We start from the raw sequence: 24965 nt of genomic DNA on the forward strand, positions 1-24965 counted from the left end.
ATTAAGCGCTAACGCGCTTACCTAAAATAGCCAGTTGACTTGCACCGGTAACGGAGGGCAGGTTAGCTGGCTTTTTATTATCAAAACACCAACCTAGCCAAGCAAAAGCCATAGCCTCGACGTGTTGTGGGTCGACACCAAACTTTGAACTATCTACCACCGGAATAGGGTCGGATAGGCAGTGCTGAATGCGCTCGAGCAAAAACCTATTAAATGCTCCACCGCCACACACCACCAACTTAGTGGGTGTCTCGGGTAACTCGTTTAGGCTCTGCGCAACGCTTTTAGCGGTTAATTCTACCAAAGTGCGTTGAACATCGACTGGGCGATAACGTTCGCCGATAAACTGCTCCAGCCAGGTTAAATTAAAATACTCTCGGCCACTGCTTTTAGGCGGTGGATGGCTAAAGTAGGGATCGTTCAATAGTGCATTCAACAGCGCCGTATCTAATGCACCTTGCTGTGCCCATACGCCGTTGTGGTCAAATCGTTCTGACTTATGACGCGCTATCCATTGATCGAGCAGAGTATTAGCAGGGCCTGTATCGAAACCAATCGCTTGTTTTGCAGATGAACCGAGAAAGCTAATATTAGCGATTCCACCCAAGTTCAATACGGCAATGGGGTCAGTACTGGCATTGCCAAAAATAAATTGGTGAAACGCAGGTACTAAGGGGGCACCTTGTCCACCTAATGCAAGGTCACGTGCACGAAAGTCGAAAATAACTGGCAGCTCAGTTTTAACCGCAAGCCAATCGGCATCGTTGAGCTGAATACTGAAGCCTGTCTCGCCCTTGTTCTTTGGGGGGGCATGCCAGAGTGTTTGTCCATGGCTCGCAACGGCCTCTACCTGGCTGACTGGTATGCGGGTTTGCTTGAGCAGTTGGTGTATTGCTTGCGCGCATAACTCAGCATATTCGCGTCCGAGCTGGTGATAGTGAGTCACCGATAAATCAGGTGTACAAGCGCGCTCGAGTTTATCTTTTAACAGCGCGGGTATAGCCACTGAATGGGCACCCATGAAGTCAATTCGATTAGGCTCAATGTCACATAGCACCGCATCAATTGCGTCCATGCTGGTGCCAGACATCAAGCCTACATATAGACTCATTAGCGCATAGCCAAGTAGATTCGCTTGTTGTCGTTGAGTACCGCAACCAGCTGTTGAGCGTGCGTTCTAAATGCGGGTAGCTCTGACTCTGATAGCGATTTCGCCTTGGGTAACTCAACCGTACGCGGGTTGCGGTGCGTGCCATTGACTAAAAACTCATAGTGAAGGTGAGCACCGGTTACACGCCCCGTTGAACCTACGCGACCAATAATTTGTCCTTGTGAGACGCGGTCACCGGTTTTGACATGTTTACGGCTAAGGTGAAGGTATTTAGTCACATAACGTTCGCCATGTTGAATAAATACATAGTTGCCATTGAGCGAGTTGTAGCTTGCTTTGATGACCTTACCATCACCTGCAGACATGACGGGGGTACCCACAGCAGCAACGTAATCGGTGCCGTTATGCGGGCGAACACGACCTGTGACAGGGTGTAGTCGACGCGGATTGAAATTTGAACTTACGTAGGTGAAATTGACAGGCGAACGTAAAAACGTTTTACGCATGGCGCGGCCTTCAGGTGTGTAATAACGACCGTTCTCGGTATTTAAAACCGCTTGAAACACCTCACCTTCGTTGACAAACTCGGCGGCTAAAATTTTACCGTAGCCGACAAACTCACCATCAACAAACTCACGTTCAAACAGCACGCTGAATTCGTCGCCTTTACGCAGATCGAGCGCAAAGTCGATATCCCAACCAAAGATATTGGCGACACTCATGATTTGGTTATCTGTCATGCCAGCACTCATGGCTGCATTCCAGAAGCTACTGTCGATAACCGCGTGGGCAAACTCGGTACGGGTCTCTACTTCGCGGGTTTCAATTTCTGAGACAAAGTCGTCGTTCTGGCGCGTAATCATGAGTGTTTGAAGTCCGCTGATATGATGTACCAGTTGCACAAGCTCATCATTGTCATCGGTTGCAATCCGTAACTCATCTCCAGGGTGCATATTGCGCAATTGCTTTGCTTCATCGCCTGAATTGGTCACGCGATAGAGTTGCTGGGCAGAGAACCCTAACGTATCGAATATTTTAGCTAAGCTGTCACCACTCTTAACAACATAGGTCTGCCAGTATAACTCAGGTTGTTGATTGTCGACCTGCTGCTCAGGCTCAAATACCAGATCGAGCTGGTAACGCTGCCCTGGCAACAGCTCTTCAGGTTTGCTGGTGTTCTTAGATGCGGTTGCCTGTTCTGTTGGCACAAAAAGCAATAGGAATAATAAAGCGCACACAGAGCTGATGAGGACTCTATGAGAACGCGGTAAATCAACAATGAATTGTTTGATTTTGTGTACTACTTGGACATTCATTTGGATGCGCACTTCGTTAATTGGTTAAACATCGCTCACAGCGATTTTCTTGAGGATAATATGAAAAATTCAAGAATACCAGTATTAAAGAGGTTAAAACAGGGCTATAAATGGCGTAAACTAGCTCTTTTACACTTTATTCACGACGTAGGAGATTGGCTCAATGACCCCTCAGGTGGCCGAAGCATTAGCAGAAATTACACGCGGTGCCGATGAAGTCCTTATCGAGAGTGAACTTGCTGAGAAACTAGAGCAGGGTAAACCTCTAATTATCAAGGCAGGTTTTGATCCGACCGCACCGGATCTACATTTAGGCCATACGGTCTTAATTAACAAACTGCGCGTATTTCAGGATTATGGTCATAAAGTAATCTTTCTTATCGGCGACTTTACGGGCATGATCGGTGATCCTACGGGTAAAAATGTAACGCGCAAACCGTTGACGCGAGAGGATGTGCTTGCCAATGCTGAAACATATAAAGAGCAAGTGTTTAAGATCCTCGACCCTAAGAAGACCGAGATCCGTTTTAATTCAGAGTGGATGAATCACCTAGGCGCGGACGGCATGATCAAGCTTGCCGCACGTCAAACCGTAGCGCGCATGTTAGAGCGTGATGACTTTAAAAAGCGCTATCAAGCAAACCAGTCGATCGCTATTCATGAATTCCTTTACCCTCTAGTACAGGGGTGGGATTCTGTTGAACTTAAAGCGGACGTTGAAATGGGCGGTACTGACCAGCGCTTCAACTTATTGATGGGCCGAGAGCTTCAGAAAGAAGAAGGGCAGCGCCCGCAAACCGTTATCATGATGCCACTGCTCGAAGGCCTTGATGGCGTCCAGAAAATGTCAAAATCTTTGAATAACTATATCGGCATTACCGAGCCTGCTAACGAAATGTTTGGCAAGGTGATGTCTGTATCAGACGAACTCATGTGGCGTTATTTTGAGTTATTGAGCTTCCGTCCGTTAGAAGAAATTGAAGACTTTAAGCAACAAGTAGCAAATGGTGAAAACCCTCGAAATATTAAGGTATTGCTGGCTAAAGAAATTATCGCTCGTTTCCACGATGAAGACGCAGCAGAAAAAGCCGAGCAAGACTTTATCCAGCGGTTTCAGAAGAATGCGATCCCCGATGATATTGATGAAGTCGAGGTGACTGCCGGAGATGAGGGAATAGCTATTGGAAATGCGCTAAAAGCGGCAGGTTTAGTTTCTTCTACATCCGATGCGATGCGCATGATTAAACAATCTGCGGTAAAACGCGATGGCGAGAAAATCACTGATACAAAAATGATCTGCACCCAAGCAGACTCAGGTGTATATCAGGTGGGTAAGCGTAAGTTCGCAAAGATTAACTTCGTTTAACTGAGTGATACCCATAAAAAAAGGCTTGCCAATCGGCAAGCCTTTTTTGTTTGCGACACGAATTATACCGTGAAACTCTTAATTGAGTCTTGTAGTTCATCAGCCAGCTTAGCGACTTCGTTTGAGGCCTGCGCTGTTTGCTTCGAGCCTGAAGCCGTTTGCTCTGCAATCGAGACAATTGCCTCAAGACGTTCACTGATATCATTGGCGGTGCGACTTTGCTCTTGTGCTGCACTCGCAATATGATTACTACTATCGGCGGCTTGATGCACTGATTCGGTTATCGCATTCAGTGCTGATGCCGCGTCATCGGTTTGCTGGACGCTTTGTTCGGCTTGTGCACGGCCTCGCTCCATAACCTCAACCGCACGTTGTGAGTCTGTTTGGAGTGACTCAATCATGCTTTGAATCTCTTCGGTTGATTCTTGAGTACGACTCGCGAGGGTACGTACTTCATCTGCAACAACGGCAAAGCCACGACCTTGCTCGCCCGCTCGTGCTGCCTCGATGGCAGCGTTAAGCGCCAATAAATTGGTTTGGTCAGCAATGCCACGAATGACGTCTAAGATTCCACCGATGTTCCTGCTATTCTCAGACAATTGATTGATAACCGATGACGCACCCTCGATTTCTTTGGCCAACTGCTCAATGGTGGCACGGTTCTGCTCTGAAATGCCGCGCACGCGCTTCGCTTCTTGGTCAGAATGCTGGATTTCGGCTAATGCTTGATCGGCACCGCTGGCCATTTCGCTCGCGGTATTATTCATTTCTTGTGTTGCCGTGGCGACTTGTTCAATTTGACTGCGTTGCTGCTCAATAGCGCGTGTTGTTTGATCCGATACGCTTGAGGATTCTTCAGCCGCGGTGGCAAGTTGGGTTGCGCGATTGGCAATACCTTCAATTAACTTACGGAGGTTGTCAGTCAGTTTATTGGTATTGTCGGCTAAGGTACCAAACTCATCCTGCGACGAATAAGAAACACGTTCGGTCAAATTACCGTCAGCCATGATATTAAGCATGTGATTAACTTTGCGCAGTGGGTTACTGATACTGCGGACAGTTATCCACGAAATGACGATAGCCAAAACGATCGAAATTAAGGTTAAAACGCTATTAATCCAACTGGATGTTGATATTGATGACTCAACGTGGCTGCGCGTTTCATCAGCTATATTGCGAACCCCAGACTGTAGTTCGTTGGCAAGCCCGATTAGGCCATCTAGTTTCTGTTTTGACTCTGCCAATGTGCGCTCTTCATCAGCACGTGTTTCAAGACGGCTAACAATATTGTCCGGATATGAATTAGCGCCTTGTAATTTGTCGAGCGCGTTGCGGATAAGCGTAAGCCCATCATTGACCAACTGCTCGGTGTCACTGGTCACTGCAGACTCTAAACTTTCCAAGCGAGGGCGCAGCGAATCAATACTAATGTTAATTTCACTCTGAATAACTTTAGCGCGGTCAATAGTCACCGCGTTACTCAGGTCATACATAAGTGTTACTAGTGACGACAGGGAAGATTCAATGGACCGCGCTAGCTGTTTAACGTCAGCAACCTCAGACATATCAGAGGTATCGAGCATCATGATCGAAGCATCGTCTATGTTAAATGCGATCTCATCTAATTGGTCACGGGTTGTTTGCCCGAGCTCAAGGTATTTTCGCTGCTGGGCAAAAAGAGTGTCAATCGAGTCAACATATTGACCAGCATCGGTTTCTAGTTTTTGGACAAGCTTCGAATAGCCTTCCCCACGGATCAGAGTCATTGTCTTATCGAGTGAATCGGAAAACTGCTGACGTGTATTATCAAAGCCTTTTTGATGTTTGTTTAACTGGTCGAGCGTCTCGTCGTAGTAGGTCTCACTTTGCAATGCGCCCAACTGTAATACGTCGACTTTAAGCCCTGCTACACTCTCGAGTGCGGGCACCGCTTTATCGTTCAAGCGCTCGACAGATGTACCAATGCTGTTGATATTAAATAACGAGCTTAAGCTGATAATCAGTAAAAGCAGGGTTATAAGCGCGAAGCCACCAATAACTCGCATTGCAACAGTAATTTTCATATGACAATCCTCAGCATCGCTATAACTACGATTGAGATTGGGACGGTTGTGTAAAGTATCGTTGTTTTTCTAAATGAAACAGAGTCATGTACTGACCCCAAACGCAACCGGTATCCAACCCAACATATATCGGGTTTTGAGTTTCTCCCATCAGCGCGGCCCAATGCCCGAAGACAATTCGCTCACTACTTTGAGATAATTCAAACCATGGTTTCCACTGGGCATCCGTGTCTTGATGTGGATGGTTCTTACGGCGAAATTCCAGTTCACCGGTGGCGCTACAATAGCGCATACGCGTAAACGCATTGATTATAAATCGGTATCGGTCAATTCCACTAAGACTTGAGCACCAATTGTTGGGCTGATTAGAAAACATCTGCTTCACTAATTGGGGCATCTCACTACTGCGTAGGGCTTGCTCAACCTCTGTAGCCAATACGCGAGCTTGCTGACTTGACCAAAACGGATAAATCCCCGCATGGCTCAGTAGCGTATTGTGTTGTTCGAAATGATGCAGTAATGGTTGCTGTCGAATCCAGTCGATATAGTCTAAGCGACGATTAGATGAGACGACTGCATCAAGTTTATCTTTTGGGTTCACGTCGCGCGAGCCCATCAATACAGCTAGCAAATTTAAGTCATGGTTACCTAAGACCGTATTCACTGCGTCGCCACTATCAATAAAAAAGTCTAAAGCAGCCTTTGAGTCTGGACCTCGTGCGACAATGTCACCGACACACCACAGCGAATCCGTTTTGCTTGAGAAGCCAACTTGACTGAGTAGCTCCATAAGCTCGGCGTAGCAGCCTTGGATGTCCCCAACTAAGTACGTCGCCATATTGCTAATGAATAATATTCGGAATCGCTAGACGAAAAGAGGGTATCGCCACTTTAAACGGTTCGCCTTGATTCGAGTGCATTAAATAGTGACCTTCCATCATGCCTACGGGCGTAGCGATTACGGTACCACTGGTATAGGTGAACGACTCACCGGGAGCGATACAGGGTTGTTGGCCAATCACGCCTTCACCTGCGACGCGCGTTACTTTGCCCTCTGCGTCGGTAATACGCCACTCACGGCTTTTGAGCGTCACGTTGTGGGGTGCGTGATTGCTGATCGTGATGGTGTATGAAAACACGTACTGACCCTGGCGCGGGTTAGACTGTGCCGCGATATATTGGGTTGTCACGTCTATTTTAATTTGTGTTTTTACCGTCATAGGGACTTCTGGTTATCCGTTAGCCAATCGGCGATTCGGCAATAATCCGCCACCGAGAGTGTCTCAGGGCGAGCACTCGGGTTAATACCCAAGGCCTCTAATTGCGTATCATCAATTAACTGTTTAAGGTTATTTTTAATTGTTTTACGTCTTTGGTTAAAAGCTGTCAAACATAACGACTGTAATTGCTGAACATCTTTTACAGGTGTAGGACTAACGGCATAGGGACGAAGACGAACAACCGCTGACTCGACCTTGGGTGGTGGTGTAAACGCTTCAGGTGGTACCTCTAGTACCTTCTGAACTTCACAGCGTTGTTGCACACTGACGCTGATGCGACCATAGGTTTTACTGCCTGGCTCTGCTGTTAATCTATCAACAACTTCTTTTTGAAGCATAAAGTGCATGTCTTCAACATGGTCACTGAACTTCAGCAAATGAAAGATCAGCGGCGTCGAGATATTGTAAGGTAAGTTGCCAAACACGCGGAGCTTGTGCTCAGGTGATGCAAAGGTTTTAAAGTCGACCTTCATCGCATCTGCGCGAATCACTTCTAATTGCTTGCTCAAGAACGGATGAGACTCTAAACGATCGGCAAGATCACGATCCAGTTCTACAACGCGAAGGTGTTCACAACGATCGGCAACAGGTTCGGTCAGTGCTGCAAGCCCCGGTCCTATTTCAACTAAGTTTTCGCCTTTCTGAGGGTGGATCGCATCAACAATGGATTCAATGACGTTTTCATCATTTAAGAAATTCTGCCCAAACCGCTTTCGTGCTCGGTGCCCTAAGTGAGTTTTGCTCATAGTCTTGAGTTGTTTACCATATCAATGGCTGTCTGAATGGCGAGTTGACAGCTTCCTGGATTAATTTCTGGGCTACCCGCCATGTCCAAGGCGGTGCCGTGGTCTACCGATGTACGGATATAAGGCAACCCTAAAGTGATATTTACTGCTTTGCCAAAGCCTTTATATTTTAACACAGGCAACCCTTGATCGTGATACATCGCCACGACTGCAGAGGCCGACGCCAAATACTTTGGTTGGAATAGCGTGTCCGCTGGATAGGGTCCCGAAACGTGCATGCCGCCTCGTTGCAGCTTTCGTATGACAGGCGAAATAATCGCCTCATCTTCGTGCCCGAGGTGACCCCCTTCGCCTGCGTGGGGGTTTAGCCCACAGACGAGAATATTCGGTTCATCCTCACCAAACTTTTGTTTTAAATCATCATGCAAAATAGTGATGATTTTTTCTACGCGCTCGGCAGTAATAGCTTTTGCAACGTAGGCAAGCGGAATGTGAGTGGTTACTAACGCAACGCGTAAGCCCTCTGTTGCGAGCATCATTACAACATCAGACCGATCCGCTTTGTTAGCAAAAAATTCGGTATGACCAGAAAATGCGACGCCAGCTTCGTTGATAATACCTTTATGAACGGGTCCTGTGACAATGGCATCAAATTCACCCGTTAAATTACCATCCGATGCAACAGACAAGGTTTCCACAACGTATTGGCCATTAGCGACATTCAGCTCACCCGCTACAGCCGGCGCTGAAAGGGGAATATGCTTTATAAAAAGTTGTCCCGGAAGCATCGGGTTTTTCGGACGGGTGCCATCGTAAGGAATTAAGGTCAGTGGTAAACCCAGTTCCATAGCGCGTTGTGTTAATAACTCACTGTCAGCTATGGCTACGATGTCTGCATTCCAATCCTGTTGTGCCATCATGACGGCGAGGTCAGGACCGACCCCGGCGGGTTCGCCGGGGGTAAACGCGAGCAGTGGACGCATACTACTTAGCTACAACGCGAACATAAGCACGGTCGCGCATTTCTTGGCGCCATGTGTCTACCTCTTCGCGGTACTTACGAGAGAATAGCATTTGATAAGCTCTATCACGCTTACTCTCTTGTGTCGCATCAAGAGTACGACGGTCGAGTACTTCAACAATATGCCAACCAAATTGGGTACGGAACGGCTCGCTGATGACGCCCGTTTCGAGTGTGCTCACTTGTTGTTTGAACTCCTCTGCGTAACGGTCAGGGCGAGACCAGCCGAGTTCACCACCGCGTGATGCAGAACCTGGGTCAGCTGAGTGCTCTCGCGCTAATTCGGCAAATGTTTTATCGCCGTCGATAATTTGTTGGCGGAACTCACTGAGCATTTCCTCAGCTTTGTTATCCGATAAAATCACCGATGGCTTGATCAATATGTGACGCGCTTCAACTTCTTGTACTTCGACAACTTGCTCACCGCGTTTATCTGCGACACGTAAAATGTGAAAGCCGACACCACTGCGGATAGGACCGATAATTTCACCTTTGCCTTTGCCTTTTACAACTTCAGCAAACAATGTTGGCATGGTGTTTTCTGTCATCCAACCTAAGTCACCACCATCTAGGGCGTTCGAACCAGACGAAGAGCGAATAGCCAGCTGAGAGAAGTCTTCGCCCTCATTGAGTCGGTCAATAACGGCCTCAGCGCGGCGTTTTGCCGTTTCCTGCTTTTCACTGGAAGCTTCCGAATCGACACCAATAAGGATCTGCTGCAACCGGTACTCGGTCGGCGACTCGTTGTTTTGTTCAATCAGATTAACTAAGTTTTCAACTTCTTGTGGCGTTACTGAGACGCGACGTTGTACCGACGCACGTTCAACTTGGCTGGTGATAATTTCAGTCTTAATTTGCTCACGAAACGCCGCCCAGCTTTGACCTGAAGCAACCGTTGCTTCACGCAATTCATCGACACTCATACCGCGCTCTTGCGCAACACGAGCAAGAGCTTGATCAAGCTGCGCTTCAGATACTTCAATACCCATTCGCTCAGACATCTGCAATTGCAGTTGTTGCTGGATCAAGCGTTCAGTGGCTTGGGTACGCAACACTTCGTCGGAGGGTGCATTAGCCGGCGAGAAGTTTTCTGATTGTTTTACTTGTTTTACTAACTGCTCAATTTGGCTCTCTAAAATGACACCATCATCTACGATAACGGCTACGCGGTCTAACACTTGCTGTGCCTGAGCCGCCGTCGCTGTTACGCACATCATCAAAGCGATGCTGATTGAAGTGCTAAATTTAACTAACTGTTTCATTATTTGTACCACTAGTTACTTAAGTAAAAAGGTCGTCTGTAGCCGTAAATACTCTTTTCGAGCATTTCGATCAGACTGCTTCCGTCGCTTGAAAGACCGCTGATAATAAACTGTAAGCTAACACCATTGTCAAACTCCGGTGCCGCAAACGTGTTTTGCAGCATGCCAACGTCAGCCGTGCCTGCCATCGCTGGCTCTAAGTTAAGGCTGATGCGTCGATACGCACTGACCCGTAATGCCCAACAGCAGCTGCTATATTGAACGCCTAAAATAGCGTCGTTGGTGCGGCTATTGACTAAATCGTAATAAACGTTCGCCGCAACCTGCCATTGGTTATTAATTTCCCACACCGCTTGCGCCCCAACTTGTTCAATATCGCTGTTTAAGATATTTGTTGCTTTGCGATGATTGACTTGGATGAGGTTTTTGTTATCAAAACGATACTCTACAGCGGTCTGACTCTTTCTCGTTTGATTTAGTTCCGTATCGTACTGTATTGCACTTTTTAGACTCCAGTTTGGCGTGATCGCCCACGTCATATCTGCAACCCATTCAGTGTTGCTGGATGTACGTTCAGTATTTTGCTGCAGTAATTCAGTGCGGCTTTCATCAAAATAGTATATTTGACCAAATGCAAAACGCAGTAGTTCACGCTCACGCTCATCAAAGATACTTGTGGTGGCACCATAGGTGATCTGATTCGCTTCTGCAATGCGATCGAGACCTGAGTATCGTTGAGCGCGAAACAGACCGTAGTAATCATCTTGCATGAGCGTGGTATCGTAAATGCCGATACTCGATTGTTCTTCATAAGGCACATACAGATATTGAATTTGAGGTACCAGCGTTTGACGACGGCTACCTTCGGCGCCATCAAAATAGCGCTCCAGGTGTAAACGACCTCGCAGTCGTGCTCGGGGTATTGAGCGTGTAACTGAGTCGGCTAGTTCGGCATTCGGGCTCTCTTGACGATAATGCGTGTATAGATAGGAGAATTCCGCTTCGCCATCGTATGCGGGCGCCTCAACGGCGTAACTCAAACTCGGTTCTAAATGAGCGCGCGTCGCGTATTGATTGGCATCATCTTGATTTTGGAAGTAGGTTAGCTCGCTTTCAACAGCCCAATTAAGCCCCGTATAGTTGCCTTGATCGTAACGCATCGAGATTTGTGGGAGTGTTCTAAATGGACTTTGATACTGGCCCAGTAGCTCGTAATCCTCGGCGCGTACCCGTGCAAAAAAGTTATCGTTCAAATAATCGACTTGTGCGACACGGTATAAATGCGTGTCGGCTCGACCTGCGAAGTCACTACCGAAATCGTTCAGGTAATTATCATCTGAGATTTGTGTCGCATCGACATAAGCACGCCAGTGTTCACCTAATTGCGCTTGTTGGTCAATATGCCATAGATAGCGATCGGCATTATCTAAACGCAAAGAGTCATTTTGTAAGTATTCGAGGTTTAACTGCCCGCCGTAGTTTTCAGTAAGAAAGCGATATTCTGATTTAAGCATGGTACCGCGCTCACTAATATAAACTGGCGCTAGAGTCGCATCCATATTGGGCGCGATATTAAAATAGTACGGTACCTCAACCTCTAGACCGTTAATCGACGAAGTGTCGATGGTTGGATATAAAAAACCAGTTTTACGTTTATCGTTCACTGGGAACGTAAAGTACGGTAAGTAAATAACGGGGATGTCGAACAGCTCTACCTTTGCCCCCCATGCTTCACCGAAGTCTTCGTCTTCGCTGATTTCAATCCGATCGGCTGTGAGTTTCCAAGCAGGATCCTCGGTTGGGCAGGTGGTGAAACTGGAGGCAAATAAGTTGACGTGTTGCTCTGATAAGCGCAGTAGCTGGGCTTGCCCACGCGCTTGAGTGCTCTTCATGCGGTATTCAGTTTCACGTAGCTCCGCGATAGACGATATACCGTTGTAATTAAAAGAGTCGCCTTTAACTTGGATATAACCATCAGAAAATAGAACACCTTGATTCGCGTCAATGGTTTGTTTTTCTTGATTAATCCGTGCAGACTCCGTCATAAGCCATTGACCATCTTGTCGAATACTGACGTTACCAGAGAACAAGGCTTCGCCGTTATTGCTCACATTCGAGTTGTCGGAATGAACCAAGATGCTACCCGGCAGCTGCTCGGACACATCAAAGCTGGGTTCTTCGAAGCTCCATTCACTGTAGCGAGCTGAGCACACACCTGTGAGCTTCTGCTGAGCAGAAACCGATGCGCTGATGAGGGTGAGTAACACAGCGGATGCTTTGGCAACTTTGTAACGCAATGGCAAGATACTAATCCGTTTGTAGTCGTTAATTAATGATTAATTACAAGCTTGGTATAATAAAGCAAATCTGAGTATTCTGCTATTTTAGTGAGATCAATTTGGTACTTATTTCGCCAAATATTGGCATAGAGAGGAGGCACTTTGGAAGATTCTCGTGAGATTGGACTGGCAGCATGGTGTGAAGCCCAAACTGGGCATCCTCAAGCGCAGCTCGAAGTCGTTTCTGGAGACGCAAGTTTTCGGCGGTATTTTCGGGCTTCCGATGGTCAACGCAGCTTAATTGCTGTGGATTGCCCTCCCGATAAAGAGGATATGCGTCCTTTTCTATTGGTTGCAGACGCCTATCAAGCAGTCGATATTCCCGTGCCTATGGTTCTCAATGTTGATCTCAAACAAGGTTACATGCTGCAAACCGATTTTGGCCACACGGTGCTGCTGTCAAAATTGCAGGAGCGAAATGTGCGTCAATATTATCAGCAAGCGTTATCGATACTCCCTCGAGTGATGCAGGTGACCGAGACCGCAGAGGGCGCGTTGCCACCGTTTGACCGTGCCTTGCTTGACCGGGAGCTGGCGCTGTTTAAGGACTGGCTGCTGATGCAGCATATCGATATCGACTGGACAGATGAAGACGATGACATCTGGCAACACTTCTGTGAGCTGATGGTTAGTAACGCGTTTGAGCAGCCCCAAGTCGGTGTGCATCGCGATTATCACTCGCGTAATTTGATGGTAACTCCGCAAGGTTTAGGGGTGATTGACTTTCAGGATGCGGTGATTGGACCTATGACGTACGATGCGGTGTCTTTGCTTCGTGATTGTTATATCGAATGGTCGGACGAATTAGTGACTGAATTGGCTCAACAACTGCGAGCGGACCTCCAAGCGACAGGTCAATTGGCATCGGCAGTAACAGCAGAACAGTGGCAGCACTGGTTTGACTGGATGGGTCTGCAGCGGCATACGAAAGCGGCAGGTATCTTTGCTCGGCTCGCTCATCGTGATGATAAAACAGGGTACTTAAAAGATGTACCGCGCACTTTAGGCTATCTTAGTAACGTCAGTGCGAAGTATCCGCAGCTCAGCGATTATCACCACTGGCTGACTCAGCGTGTCATTCCTGCTTGGGAGCGCGCATGAGGGCCATGATACTCGCAGCTGGACGCGGCAAGCGCATGCAGCCATTAACTAACTTGACACCGAAACCATTGTTAAAAGTCGCTGGCAAGCCGCTGATTGAGCATATTATTGAGAAGCTCGTCGGTGCTGGGGTAACGGATATTGTCATTAACCATGCGTGGTTAGGTGATCAAATTGAAGCGTACTTGGGTGATGGTTCACGTTGGGGCGTTCGGTTACACTATTCACCCGAGCCGGAGGGCGGTTTAGAAACAGCGGGCGGTATTATCAAAGCGCTCCCTTTACTCGGTGATAACCCCTTTTGGGTTGTGAATGGTGATATTTTTATTGAATCTGACTTAGCTGAATTGCCCACTGAACTCGAATCTGATGATTGGGCGCACCTTTTGTTCGTTCAGAACCCAGCGCACAATCCACTGGGAGACTTTGTTCTTGAAAACGGGCGGGTGAATGCTAGAGCTTCGGAAAAAGCGGGTTACACGTTTGCCGGGATTGGGCTTTACACACCTGAGCTATTTGCCAGTTATGCAGCGGGTTTTCGACCATTAAAACCTTTATTGCTCGATGCAATCGCGAGCAACAAAGTGGCGGGCAGCCTATTAAAAGGACATTGGACGGATGTCGGCACGCCGGCTCGCTTGAGCCAGTTAAACCAACAGGTAGAGGACACACAATGATTTGGGGAAAGGTAATTGGTGCGCTGGCTGGCTACTTGTTTTTACGATTACCCGGGGCGATTATCGGCGTGCTGATTGGTCATTGGTTCGACCGTGGCATGGCGCAAGATTTCGCGAATCGCGGTGGCTTTGGGCAGTTTATGTATGGCAAACAGGACGCAGGTAAAGACGCGCTGTTTTTGTATACGCTATTCGCCGTGATGGGTCACCTAGCAAAAGCTAAAGGGCGCGTGACGGAGCGCGATATCTTACAAGCGTCGCAGTTGATGAAGCAATTTCGACTGGACGCTGAAGCCAAAAAAGAGGCACAAGCAGCGTTTCGAGAGGGTAAACAATCAACGTTTCCGCTTAATGATACGATGAAGCGGTTTCGCGAGTCGTTTTATGGCAACCGAGAAGTTTCTCAAGTATTCATGGAGCAACTGATGGCGTTGGCGCTTAACGACGGAGTGCTGGATCGCGCTGAGCATGAAGTGCTCATCAATGTTGGCAAGACACTTGGTTTTAGGCGTTTTCAGATTGACCAGTGGTTGGCAATGCAAAAGGCGGCTTTCCGCTTTCATCAGCACAAACGACAAGGGCAGAGTGGCGGTCAAAAGTCCAAGCCGTCGCAAACTGAATTGCAAGATGCCTATGAAGTACTCGGGGTTAAATCCGATCAGCCTGATGCCGAAATCAAGAAGGCGTATCGCAAGTTAATGGCGCGTCACCACCCGGATAAACTGGCTTCTAAGGGCTTGCCCGAGCACGTCATGAAAGAAGCACAAAAACGTGCTCAAGATATTCAGTCGGCCTACGAAGTGATAAAAAAACATCGTGATATGCGTTAGCTGTTAAAAACCCTGAAATTTAAGCCAGCCTTTTATGACACTGTGAAGCTCGTCGGCGACTTCGGGCGGTTGAGTCAGCAAAACACGTGGGCGATAACTTAACTGTTGGTATTTATCACTCATGGTTTTATGCATCGGCCATTGCGTTGTAACCCAACGATTCGCCGATGCCGACTTTATATCTAAAACCGGAAACGGTAGCTTTGCAATTTGCGTGCTTAATAGTTCATTAAGTCGTAATTGTGGTAAGAATACGTCGATCAAGACAACAGCATCGGGCGCTACCTCGGGGTTTTCTTTTACCCAATCCAGCCAGAGTGCGCCACTGATTCCCTCAATCACCCAGACGGTGAATCCTGGTCGTGGGTTAATCTTCTCATAGATAGCGTCAAGGCGCTTAAATAATGATGAACGATAGGGATCTAAGGCGCTTGCATCGGGCTGATAATAACCTACGTCAGTATTGTAGTTGGCTAGTGAAGAGGGTTCTATCAGTGTGTCTGGTGGCGTTATCGCCCAGCTACGCCATCCCAGTTCAGCCGCTTGCTGATAGCTCGATTTAATCAGTGGTGATTGTAGCGGATGTAAACCCCAAGTAGGTAGGGTTACAAATTGTCCCCGCTCAAAGTTTTTAAGTGGGTCGCGTTGCAGCGCGAGGTAAACCACTTCGGGAGATTCTGAATCGTTTAACCAAACAACCTCGTGCGGCGGTACAAAACGGGCACGGTCGTCCTGTCCATAGGCAGATATAGACCCAAGTAAAATGGCGATAAAGATGACAAGGTGATGCGTTTTCATACCTTTTTATCGTCCCCGCTGGGTAACTCTTTAGTTATTTAGGTAAACGGACAGGGACTTGTAAATACACAAGGTTGTTCGGTCAGTGGGCTGATGACTTTGAGTTCGAATGCATGAAGCAGTAAGCGGTCCGCCGCCTCGAAGGCAACAGGGTGTGCATAAAACTTATCACCTAATATGGGGCACTCTAAGGCCAGCATGTGAACACGCAGTTGATGTGACCGACCCGTATAGGGAAACAGTTTAACCGTGCTACTTTGAGGTCCGCTATCAATGACTTGGTAGCCGGTTTGGCTAGCTTTGCCGTTGAAAAAGTCGACATGCTGCTTGGGGCGATTAGGCCAGTCGCAACTGAGCGGCAGATCGATACAGCCGCTTGCTCCTGGGAGTCGACCCCAAACTTTGGCTAAATAAGTCTTTTTTGTGGTGCGCTGCTGAAATTGCCTGCTCAAATGGCTTTGTGCCGGCTTGCCGATTGCAAATATCATCACACCTGAGGTTGCCATGTCGAGGCGATGCACTACGCGAATATCTGGAAAAACTCGTGCTAATCGCGTATAGACCGAATCTCTGTGTTCAACGGCTTTACCCGGTACGCTGAGTAAGCCTGCTGGTTTATCAACCACAACCACGGCATCATCTCGATAGATTATCTTAAGATAGGGCCGGGTTGGTGGTTGATAATTAAGCAACGCCATTAGTGGTGGTTCACCAATATACGTACAGCAAACAAGGACAGCTGCGGCTGTTCAAGAGCTTCGAGTAACGTGCGTTGGCGTGCTTGGAGCGCTTCGATTTCTGACTCACGCACCGATGGATTGCGTTGCTTGAGTTTAGTCAAACGTTGTAGCTCTTTCCCTAAACTGTCTGTGAGCTGTTTGCGAACGCACGCGGCATGCTCCACCAACCACGCATCAGCAGATTCACGTGCTTTCTCCAGGTGCGACTTCGTGACATCACGTAACTGTTTTAGAATTTGGCGGGATGTCTTTTTATCCATGAAGTCAGCCTGCTTTGTGAGTGCATCGCGCGGCACTTTACTGGTGAGCTCGCGCCCTTGGCCATCGAGTAAGATGCGGTGGTTCTGTAGCGGGAAAAATTCTTGCGCAACGGCACTCGTTGGCGCGTTGATATGTGCACTAAAATCAACTTCCATAAACCACGCGCCTTCTGGGAGTGCTTTGTTATTGAGCTTAGTGACACATACGCTACCAAAATCTTGTTGCGTAACAATATCTAAGGCTTCTTGAACATGAGGGTGATCCCAACTAAGAAACTCAGCATCCTCGTAGTTCAGCGCTGTGGTGCGATCAAATGTCACTGTCATGCCGTCTTCATTTAAACCTGGGATCGCCTCAACCCGCATATGTTCACTTGGTTTGACAAAAGTTCGGGTTTCGTCGAGCTCTTCTGTGTCAACGCCAAAACGCCCCCAGAACGTGGTCATAAACTCATTTAGGTGCTCAGTATCACTGGTTTCTTCAATCGCCGAAATAACGGACTCGGCCTGTTGAGGACGGCAAGCATTCAATTCCTGAAGTTTATCGCGGCCTGCTTCTACTTCGCTCATTAATTGTTGATGCAATACGGCGCTCTGCTCGAGTAGGTCTTTAGGTAGCGGTTGGCAACTCAGTAAGGACTTTTTGATTGGTTGCGCGAACTCGTCATACATACGACGCCCGACCGGGTTACATTGTTCGAATGCATTCATGGTGTGATACCAAGGTAATAGAATGCCCTCGTCAGAATCTTCGGTGTAGGGCAGGTAGATTTGGATATCATGGGTTTGCCCAATGCGATCAAGACGCCCAATTCGTTGTTCCAATAAGTCCGGGTTTTCTGGCAAATCGAACAATACGAGCTGATGTACAAACTGGAAGTTGCGCCCCTCGCTGCCTATCTCAGAACATAATAAAATCGGGCTACCGTTGTCGTCATCGGCAAAAAACTCGGCAGCGCGGTCGCGCTCAAGTAATGACATGCCTTCGTGGAATACGGCAGCGTTAATCCCTTCGATTACACGCAATGCCTCGGCGAGCTCATTCACCATTTTCGCGCTATGGCAAATAAGCAATGTTTTATCATCACGGTTACTTTTGATATGGTCGGTCAGCCAAGTTAAACGGGGATCGCCGAGCCACCATGGTTCACGCATATCATCTTCAGGTTCTGGAAGTTTTACCGGGTGAAAATGACGTGCTGGGAACCCTCCTACATTTTGACGGCGGTTTCTAAACATAACCCGACCTGTGCCATGTTCATCAAGTAGCTCATCTAATGCTTCGCCGCTCAGATCATTCGCTTTATCAGCAAGTTCGCGATAATGGGTCTGCTCTTCCTCGAATGCGTTAAAATCGTTAAAGCGGTCTGGGTCAAGTAACTGCAAACGCTTAAAGTGTCCTTCGTTACCCTCCTGCTCAGGTGTTGCCGTCAATAATAGTAAGCCTGGAATCGCTTTCGCTAGTTGAGCAAAGTGTTCATAGCCCGGTGTGTTGTCATTAAGGTGATGCGCTTCGTCAACCACAAGCATATCGAACTCAGCGCCCATGAGTGCTTCATGCCACTGTTCGTCGTGTAGGATCTTGTTGTTGATAATTACTAATTGTTCAGTAGAAAATGGATTATCGCTATCAAGTTGTGCTTCTCGGATTCTTGCTTCATCAAATACACTGAAATCAAGCGCAAATCGGCGCTTCATCTCAACAAGCCATTGATGACGAAGACTATCAGGTACGGCAATTAATATGCGTTGGCTGCGCCCCGTGACATGCTGGCGCTTGATGATCATGCCCGCTTCGATGGTTTTCCCTAAGCCGACCTCGTCAGCTAACATAACTCGGGGATGGTAGCGGTTCGCCACCGTTGACGCCACGTAACACTGGTGGGGTAACAAGTTCACACGGGCGCCTAATAGGCCCGCGACGGGGCTTTGCTGCCAGCGTGCTAATTGCTTCAAACCTTGCATGCGCAGAAGGTAGAGATCGTGTCGGTCGGCTTGTCCTGCAATAAAGCGAGTCAACGCTGGGTTAGTATCTATTTGGTGAGCGAGCTGAGACTCAGGCACCATAACGTCTTCACCTGAGTCGATTCGTTCGCCAAAGTATATCGCCAGCCCCTGATGCTCTTTTGCCTCGGTGACGATAAAACGCCATTGGTCGGCGTGTGTGGCTTCTTGCCCTTCATTCAGCACAAATCGAGCGAGGGGTGCATCGGATTTAGCGTACATCCGTGTTTCACCAGTACTTGGAAACATCACTGAAACTTGTCGTCCATCGACGGCTGTGACCACGCCGAGACCTAAATCTGTTTCAGTTTCGCTTAACCAACGTTGCCCTAAACTAAACTCGCTCACTTCGTCCTTCCTATGCACTAACTTTAAAGGTCGGCAATAGTAATGGGGAGATTAGAAAAAAACAATGCGACTGTCATCCCTGTGTCACGAATTTTGGTCTAAGCTTTAATCAAACGATAACAAAAGGTGTACGCCATGACCGCAAATGTTAGTCAATCTACCCAAGCCACTAAGTACTTCGTTTTAGACACCAACATCCTGCTACATGATCCACTCGCATTTCTAAGCTTCGACGAGCATAACGTTGTTATTCCTATGGTTGTTTTAGAAGAGCTAGACAACATTAAAGACCGAAATAAAGACGTCAGCCGCGATGCGCGCGTTGCAATTCGGTCGCTTGAAGAGGTGTTACAAGATGCGACGCCGGAACAAATCGTTGAGGGCGTGCCGTTAACGCAGCTGAGTGGCGATCACCAAGCAAACGGTACCTTAGCTATTTTCCCAGACTATGAGCTAGAGCAAAGTGCATCTGCTTTAGCGCTTAACGAGAATGACCACCGCATCATTCAGGTCGCATTAGAGCTACAAATTAAATTTGTCGGCAGTACGGTGACTCTAGTGACGAAAGATATCAACATGCGCTTGAAAGCCAAGGGTGCTGGCGTAAAACATGTTGAGGATTACCGAACCGACCAATTAATCGACGATATCCGTCTGTTAACAAAAGGCTTTTATCAATTTGAAGGCGACTTTTGGCAACAAGTGGGCGATGTCAGTACGTTACAAGAAGGACGAGATGCTTACCATACAGTGTCGCGTGAGCACCTTCCGCAAATTTTCTACAATGAGTACTTTATTGACGAGACTGAGCACTTTGCGGCCCGAGTCGACGCCTTTGATGAGACATCTGTGACGTTAATGGACTTAGGTCATGAGCGTTTGATGGGCTATAGCGCTTGGGGTATTCATCCCAAAAATATCTATCAGGCAATGGCGATGCATGCGCTACTCGATACGGGTTTGGATATGGTCATTTTGACTGGACCCGCCGGCAGTGGTAAGACACTACTCGCGCTTGCCGCGGCACTGGAAATGGTGGTGGAGAAAGGAATATACGAAAAAATCATCGTGACTCGCAACACCCCTGAAATTGCCGAGTCGATTGGTTTTTTGCCAGGTACAGAAGAAGAGAAAATGGCGCCGTGGTTGTCTGCAATCACTGACTCCCTAGAAGTACTTCATAAAAACGATGAGAGCATGGACTCAAGCCTAAATTATATTATGACCAAGGCGAATATTCAGTTTAAGTCACTCAACTTTATGCGGGGCCGAAGTATTCAGAATGCGGTCGTGATTTTAGACGAAGCGCAGAACCTGACAGCCTCACAACTTAAAACAATTATTACGCGCTGTGGCGAGAATACCAAGCTGGTGGTGTCAGGTAACTTAGCGCAGATTGATAGCTACTATTTAACCGCTGTAACGTCAGGCCTTACTTTTATCGTGGAACGTTTCAAAGATTACCCGGGTAGCGCCACGATTAACTTAAATGGCGTGGTAAGAAGTAGTCTTGCTGAGTACGCGGAGGAACATCTTTAATTCAGTTACCTACGACAACTGTGTACTGTTGGGTGTTAATTAAAAACTGAACACTATCGGAGAGCTGTCCCGCAGGTGAGACTGCGGGACCGGCGACATCGACCAAAACGAACTCTGTGCCATCATGTGACAACGTCGCATCGTTGGGTTGTTTTGCCATTTGGATGCCAAAAATCGCGTGTTTAGGTAGGTATATGACGATCATGTCGGCCTGCGGGATGATCTTTTTCAGCAAAGCTAAGGTGAGACTCACTTTACTATCGCAGTCACCTCGATTACTAAGTAGTAGTTGATTAGGCGGTGAAAATCCATCGCCCCTACTGGACAGTCTGTCCTCTAAATCATCGTACGGGATTGTTTGCACAAATTGGGCAATATAATTTACGTAACTTCGCCGACTATTATCTTTAAGTTGGTTGCCAATTGCGACGATGAGCGGATCTAACAGTGATTTAGTCTCGTCTGCAATAGCCACAGTATTTGGAATGATACCGGTTTCACCTGGAGGTAAGGTAAGCGTGCGATAGTAATTGGTGGATAAATAATCTTGCCACTGCGCGGTAAAAAATTGACGGGTTTTGGCGAGTTGCTGTTGGTAGTTTTCTCGTTGCTTTGCGTCACGGGCTGTTCGCATCGAGAGTTCAAGTTTCTCCTGACGGGGAGAAAGTGAGGCTTTCACACCATACCAGCGTTGGCGTTGGATATAGTTGTTAACACGATAATTTAATTCGCGCAAAGCGCGACTGCGATTGTAGTTCCGAAACTTAGCCAGCGGCTGAGTAAAAGATTGACGTTCGACTTCAAAAGCAAGCGACGCTTCCTGACCATCAGCCATAAGCCATTGGTATGCAAATCTAATTTGGCCATCGCGGCTAGCCTTGTTAAAAGCGAGCTGTTGCGCGAATAATGGCTGCGCTGCGAGTAGAATCAGTATCGCCGAGAGAGCTAAGCACAAGCGTGAGGCAAGCTGAGGGACTCTCTCGTTGATACATCTGAACATTAGAACTTCATTTCGGTAATGGGGCTTTCTTCGAACTTTAGATCGATCTGATATTCGATACCACCTGCACGAATGAAGAAGTAGGTTTTATCTCGCTTGAATATCTCTTGCAACGAAATGACTCGTACGCCAGGTCGGCGTTCTGCATTCCATTCGCTCATCTCTACGCCAGAGCGTGATACAAGAATATTCTTGTAGCGGTCACCTGTGACTAACAACAATTTTTTGTTGTCGTTGCGCAATAAAATCGTATTGCCTGTAACTGAAAATGGTTCTTCGTTGCCTAGCACGACAGTCTCCCAAGCGTGACATTTTTAATAGTCACTATAACGAATTATAATGATTTGGCAATATGACTATTGCGAGCGTAAATAGTCTTCAACGATGAGCAACGCCGCAGCACTATCGACTTTGCCTTTTTCCAGACCACGATATCCCTCTCGTTCAAATAATGCTTCGCGTGCTGCTGTAGAGGTTAAACGTTCATCTTGAAAGTCGACGGGGACGTTGAACCGCCCATGAATGCGATTGCCAAATTTGCGGGCCCGTTGAGTGAGTGGTTGCTCAGTTCCATCCATATTCAAAGGTAAGCCCACAACAACCCGCTCAGGCTGCCATTCTTTTATCAGCCGTTCAACGGAGTCCCAATTAGGAATGCCATCTTGAGCTTTCAAGGCGCTTAAAATAGATGCTGTTCCTGTAATGGACTGACCGACTGCAACGCCGATACTTTTTGTTCCGAAATCAAAGCCAATAACCGTCATGCGTGACCTACGTCGGGTCCGAGCTGCCAAATATCAAAGCCTAATTGTTCGGTTGCCTTTTCCCAACGTTGATTAATAGGTGTATTAAACATGATTTCGGGATCAGCCGGTATGGCAAGCCACGCGTTCTCTGCAAGTTCTTGCTCAAGCTGTCCGGCTTCCCAGCCCGCGTAACCGAGCGTTAATATAAACTGCAGTGGTGCCGCCGACGAGCCTAACGCCTCTAGGATGTCCCGCGAGGTGGTTACCATAATCTCATCGCTCAATTTAAGGCTGCTGCGCCAGTTTTGTTGCGGCGGGTGAATGACAAAGCCACGTTCCTGACCGACTGGGCCACCTTGGTAAACAGGTCCCTTAAGACTATCGGCACTATCTGGATAAACAATTTCAAGCTTATCGAGTAGTGAGTTAACGGTAAGCTCTGCAGGCTGGTTAATGATTAAGCCCATTGCACCGTCTTCATTATGCTCACAAATGTAAGTCACACTGCGACGGAACAGCGGGTCATTCATACTCGGCGTGGCAATTAAAAAATGATTTTGTAAGCTTTCCATAAAGCACTCCTTACTCGCGATACAACTTATATCGGGGCTTATTCAGCAATTTCAACGACGCTGCTGTAGATCGTGCTCGATAGCTTCGAAGAGTTGCGCCGCGATATTGATGTCATAGGCATTTTCAATCTCTCGCATGCACGTTGGGCTTGTCACATTGATTTCTGTAATACGTTCGCCAATCACATCAAGACCAACCAGATATAACCCTTTCTGCTTGAGTGTTGGACCAATTGCGCGCGCAATTCGCTCGTCACTCTCGCTCAGTGGTTGCGGGCGTCCGCTTCCTCCCGCTGCTAAATTACCGCGTGTTTCACCTGCTGAGGGAATCCGTGCCAAAGCGTAGGGTACGGGCTCGCCATTAATAATTAGGATGCGTTTATCGCCATCCTTTATCTCGGGGAGATACTTTTGTGCCATGGCGTAGCGCTGACCCTTTTCAGTCAGCGTCTCAATAATGACACCTAAATTTGCACCATCCTCGTTGACCTTAAAGATCGACGCGCCGCCCATACCGTCAAGAGGTTTTAGAATGACGGTACCGTGCTTTTTATGAAACGCTTTGATCTGCTCAGCATTGGCAGACACCAAGGTATCAGTAATGAATTCTGGGAACCAGCTGGTGTAAAGTTTTTCGTTACAATCGCGCAAGCTTTGTGGGTTGTTGACAACAAGCGCACCCTCACTTTGTGCTAAATCAAAGATGTGAGTGGCATATAAAAATTGGCTGTCAAAAGGCGGATCCTTACGCATCATGATCACATCAAACTCACCTAACGGGAGCTTTTCGACGTCCGCAAGTTGATAAAAGTCAGACTTTTGGTCTTTTACCGTGACCTTGCGTGCCATCGCATATGGACGGCCTGAGTCGATAAGTAGGCCGCCCATCTCAATGTAGTAACTGTCGTAGCCGCGCGCTTGTGCTTCAAGTAAGAGCCTAAAACTGGTGTCTTTCTCAGTCTTCACCTGCGCAATCGGATCCATAATCATGGCTAACTTCATGGGTATATTCCTTATTCGTTACTGGCGTTCAGATCACCAAATTCATACTGGATGGCTGTCAGTGCCGTCATCGCGGCGGTTTCTGTTCGCAGAATACGTGGTCCTAAGCGGATCGGTTTAAATTGATGTTCACGGGCGCGGTCGACTTCAGTATCGGTGAACCCCCCTTCGGGACCGATAATCAGTTGGATACGTTGGGCCGCGTTGGCGCCGTGGATCTGATGCAAAGGTATATGAGCATAGGGGTCTAAAGTTAAGCGAAGACCGTCAAACGCCTGTTGCACAAAGTCATCAATCGAAACGGCTGGATGTACAGTAGGCACGCGGCTGCGGCCCGATTGTTCACACGCAGAAATGACAATTTTTTGCCATTGCTGTTGCTTCTTTTCAAGCCGATCGCCATTGAGCTTCACACCGCAGCGTTCGCTGAATAGGGGGGTAATCGCGTTGACGCCAAGCTCGACGGATTTTTGCAGTGCAAAATCCATACGGTCGCCACGGGACACGACTTGTCCAAGATGGACATACAAAGGCGACTCTGAGGTATTGGCCTGCGCGTCAATAATCTCAACTTGGGCATGTTTTTTGGCAACCGATGTCAGCGCTGCTGAGTAGTTAAAGTCATCGTTGCAGAACAACTCGAGCGCCTGACCTTCTTGCATGCGCAACACTTTAACGGTGTGCTGAAACGCGTCATCACTCAGGGTAATGGTGCTGTTAACCGAGAGTGGCTCGGGGTGAAAAATGCGTGGGACTCTCATACGACTCAATTGATTCCTTATTGACGAACAGACTTTTGGACGTCTAGATGTAGAAATTTATTTGTTGATCGGTTAAATTATGC

23 protein-coding genes are annotated in these 24965 nt (G+C 47.7%); 5 read left to right on the forward strand and 18 right to left on the reverse strand.

Going from position 1 to position 24965, the window contains the following annotated elements; all coding sequences use genetic code 11:
- Position 1: 1 nt before the first annotated feature.
- A complete protein-coding gene (locus DFP83_RS04885; protein WP_110573751.1) occupies positions 2-1111 on the reverse strand; it encodes an anhydro-N-acetylmuramic acid kinase in 1110 nt (369 codons plus the stop codon).
- Positions 1111-2427 (reverse strand): peptidoglycan DD-metalloendopeptidase family protein, encoded by a 1317-nt coding sequence (locus DFP83_RS04890; RefSeq protein ID WP_110573753.1) that lies wholly within the window; start codon positions 2425-2427, stop codon positions 1111-1113. The genes DFP83_RS04885 and DFP83_RS04890 overlap by 1 nt, the downstream gene beginning before the upstream one ends.
- 163 nt (positions 2428-2590) lie before the next feature.
- Here DFP83_RS04890 and tyrS point away from each other — a divergent pair, with 163 nt between their 5' ends.
- Positions 2591-3793: a tyrosine--tRNA ligase gene (gene tyrS / locus DFP83_RS04895; RefSeq protein ID WP_110573755.1), complete on the forward strand. Its 1203-nt coding sequence runs from the start codon at positions 2591-2593 to the stop codon at positions 3791-3793.
- A 62-nt stretch (positions 3794-3855) separates the two neighbouring features.
- Here the strand turns inward: tyrS and DFP83_RS04900 are convergent, their stop codons facing one another.
- Genes DFP83_RS04900 through DFP83_RS04930 form a run of 7 tightly spaced genes read right to left on the reverse strand, consistent with a single transcriptional unit; the run spans position 3856 to position 12468 of the window.
- Positions 3856-5856, reverse strand: a complete 2001-nt coding sequence (locus DFP83_RS04900) for a methyl-accepting chemotaxis protein (RefSeq protein ID WP_110573757.1) — start codon at positions 5854-5856, stop codon at positions 3856-3858.
- A gap of 25 nt (positions 5857-5881) precedes the next feature.
- A complete protein-coding gene (locus DFP83_RS04905; protein WP_110573759.1) occupies positions 5882-6694 on the reverse strand; it encodes a symmetrical bis(5'-nucleosyl)-tetraphosphatase in 813 nt (270 codons plus the stop codon).
- A gap of 4 nt (positions 6695-6698) precedes the next feature.
- The gene (gene apaG, locus DFP83_RS04910) at positions 6699-7076 is read right to left on the reverse strand and encodes a Co2+/Mg2+ efflux protein ApaG (protein WP_110573761.1); all 378 of its coding nucleotides are present in this window, start codon (positions 7074-7076) and stop codon (positions 6699-6701) included.
- The gene (gene rsmA / locus DFP83_RS04915; protein ID WP_110573763.1) at positions 7073-7882 is read right to left on the reverse strand and encodes a 16S rRNA (adenine(1518)-N(6)/adenine(1519)-N(6))-dimethyltransferase RsmA; all 810 of its coding nucleotides are present in this window, start codon (positions 7880-7882) and stop codon (positions 7073-7075) included. Before rsmA ends, apaG begins: the two co-directional genes overlap by 4 nt.
- Positions 7879-8865 (reverse strand): 4-hydroxythreonine-4-phosphate dehydrogenase PdxA, encoded by a 987-nt coding sequence (gene pdxA, locus DFP83_RS04920; protein ID WP_110573765.1) that lies wholly within the window; start codon positions 8863-8865, stop codon positions 7879-7881. The genes rsmA and pdxA overlap by 4 nt, the downstream gene beginning before the upstream one ends.
- A gap of 1 nt (position 8866) precedes the next feature.
- Positions 8867-10165 (reverse strand): peptidylprolyl isomerase SurA, encoded by a 1299-nt coding sequence (surA, locus tag DFP83_RS04925; RefSeq protein WP_110573767.1) that lies wholly within the window; start codon positions 10163-10165, stop codon positions 8867-8869.
- Between the two features lie 11 nt (positions 10166-10176).
- Entirely contained in the window at positions 10177-12468 is a 2292-nt protein-coding gene (locus DFP83_RS04930; protein WP_110573769.1) for an LPS-assembly protein LptD, read from the reverse strand.
- A gap of 138 nt (positions 12469-12606) precedes the next feature.
- On the opposite strand from DFP83_RS04930, the gene DFP83_RS04935 reads away from it, so the two are divergent.
- From DFP83_RS04935 to djlA, 3 genes are read left to right on the forward strand one after another with little or no spacing between them, the layout of a single operon-like run.
- Positions 12607-13605, forward strand: a complete 999-nt coding sequence (locus DFP83_RS04935) for an aminoglycoside phosphotransferase family protein (RefSeq protein WP_110573771.1) — start codon at positions 12607-12609, stop codon at positions 13603-13605.
- Positions 13602-14282 (forward strand): N-acetylmuramate alpha-1-phosphate uridylyltransferase MurU, encoded by a 681-nt coding sequence (gene murU, locus DFP83_RS04940; protein ID WP_110573773.1) that lies wholly within the window; start codon positions 13602-13604, stop codon positions 14280-14282. The genes DFP83_RS04935 and murU overlap by 4 nt, the downstream gene beginning before the upstream one ends.
- Entirely contained in the window at positions 14279-15112 is an 834-nt protein-coding gene (djlA, locus tag DFP83_RS04945; protein WP_110573775.1) for a co-chaperone DjlA, read from the forward strand. Before murU ends, djlA begins: the two co-directional genes overlap by 4 nt.
- 3 nt (positions 15113-15115) lie before the next feature.
- On the opposite strand, the gene DFP83_RS04950 is transcribed toward djlA, so the two are convergent.
- Genes DFP83_RS04950 through rapA form a run of 3 tightly spaced genes read right to left on the reverse strand, consistent with a single transcriptional unit; the run spans position 15116 to position 19262 of the window.
- Entirely contained in the window at positions 15116-15910 is a 795-nt protein-coding gene (locus tag DFP83_RS04950) for a DUF3530 family protein (protein ID WP_110573777.1), read from the reverse strand.
- 38 nt (positions 15911-15948) lie between these two features.
- Positions 15949-16608, reverse strand: a complete 660-nt coding sequence (locus DFP83_RS04955) for a pseudouridine synthase (RefSeq protein WP_110573779.1) — start codon at positions 16606-16608, stop codon at positions 15949-15951.
- On the reverse strand, positions 16608-19262 hold the full coding sequence (gene rapA, locus DFP83_RS04960; RefSeq protein ID WP_110573781.1) for an RNA polymerase-associated protein RapA: 2655 nt from the start codon (positions 19260-19262) through the stop codon (positions 16608-16610). The genes DFP83_RS04955 and rapA overlap by 1 nt, the downstream gene beginning before the upstream one ends.
- Positions 19263-19397: 135 nt before the next feature.
- Between rapA and DFP83_RS04965 the strand changes: the two genes are divergently transcribed.
- Entirely contained in the window at positions 19398-20801 is a 1404-nt protein-coding gene (locus DFP83_RS04965; protein WP_110573783.1) for a PhoH family protein, read from the forward strand.
- A 1-nt stretch (position 20802) separates the two neighbouring features.
- Here DFP83_RS04965 and DFP83_RS04970 read toward each other — a convergent pair whose 3' ends face one another.
- The 6 genes from DFP83_RS04970 to DFP83_RS04995 all read right to left on the reverse strand — a co-directional run bounded on the left by DFP83_RS04970 (position 20803) and on the right by DFP83_RS04995 (position 24882).
- Positions 20803-21801, reverse strand: coding sequence for a hypothetical protein (locus tag DFP83_RS04970; protein WP_110573784.1), 999 nt, complete (start codon positions 21799-21801; stop codon positions 20803-20805).
- On the reverse strand, positions 21801-22091 hold the full coding sequence (locus tag DFP83_RS04975) for a hypothetical protein (protein ID WP_110573786.1): 291 nt from the start codon (positions 22089-22091) through the stop codon (positions 21801-21803). The genes DFP83_RS04970 and DFP83_RS04975 overlap by 1 nt, the downstream gene beginning before the upstream one ends.
- A 66-nt stretch (positions 22092-22157) precedes the next feature.
- Complete coding sequence (gene ruvX, locus DFP83_RS04980; RefSeq protein WP_110573788.1) at positions 22158-22565, reverse strand: Holliday junction resolvase RuvX; 408 nt, start codon at positions 22563-22565, stop codon at positions 22158-22160.
- Positions 22562-23119: a YqgE/AlgH family protein gene (locus DFP83_RS04985; RefSeq protein WP_110573790.1), complete on the reverse strand. Its 558-nt coding sequence runs from the start codon at positions 23117-23119 to the stop codon at positions 22562-22564. The genes ruvX and DFP83_RS04985 overlap by 4 nt, the downstream gene beginning before the upstream one ends.
- Before the next feature lie 51 nt (positions 23120-23170).
- Positions 23171-24121, reverse strand: a complete 951-nt coding sequence (gshB, locus tag DFP83_RS04990) for a glutathione synthase (protein WP_110573792.1) — start codon at positions 24119-24121, stop codon at positions 23171-23173.
- 11 nt (positions 24122-24132) lie between these two features.
- On the reverse strand, positions 24133-24882 hold the full coding sequence (locus DFP83_RS04995; RefSeq protein ID WP_110573794.1) for a 16S rRNA (uracil(1498)-N(3))-methyltransferase: 750 nt from the start codon (positions 24880-24882) through the stop codon (positions 24133-24135).
- Between the last annotated feature and the right edge of the window lie 83 nt (positions 24883-24965).

Source organism: Idiomarina fontislapidosi (assembly GCF_003226255.1).
In the GTDB taxonomy this organism is placed as follows: domain Bacteria; phylum Pseudomonadota; class Gammaproteobacteria; order Enterobacterales; family Alteromonadaceae; genus Idiomarina; species Idiomarina fontislapidosi.